At 64.6% G+C, this 376-nt stretch carries 1 protein-coding gene; it reads left to right on the plus strand.

Annotated elements, in window-relative coordinates:
* Positions 1-95: 95 nt before the first annotated feature.
* Positions 96-376, plus strand: a 281-nt coding sequence (locus tag AC3A4Z_RS22610; RefSeq protein WP_498714554.1) for a helix-turn-helix domain-containing protein, incomplete at its 3' end; no start/stop codon positions are given.

Here is a 376-nt window from a genome sequence, read left to right on the forward strand (position 1 = left end):
TCGGGTATCGGGCGGTTGCCCGGTCGCTGGATGCGCCTGGTGTGCCGGTCAGGGCGCTGTATGGGCGGTGGAGGATTCATGGGCAAGGAGTGCTGGTGAGCAAACCGGCGAAGTCGTACTCGTTTGAGTTCAAGCTGGCGTTAGTGGAGCGGTTCCTCGCGGGCGAGACGGGCCCGGACCTGGCTGTGGAGGCCGGTTTGTCCTCGCGTCAGTTGCTGCAAAAGTGGGTCCGGGCGTATCGCCGTGATGGTGCGGAGGCATTGCGTCCCAAGGCCAAAGGCAGGCCCGTGAAGTCCGCAGCTCCACCTCCACCTGCTGAGTTAACCGAACTGGAACGGTTGCGCCGGGAGAACGAACGACTCCGCGCTCAGGTGGC

This window comes from Arthrobacter sp. Soil_C_49, assembly GCF_057656635.1.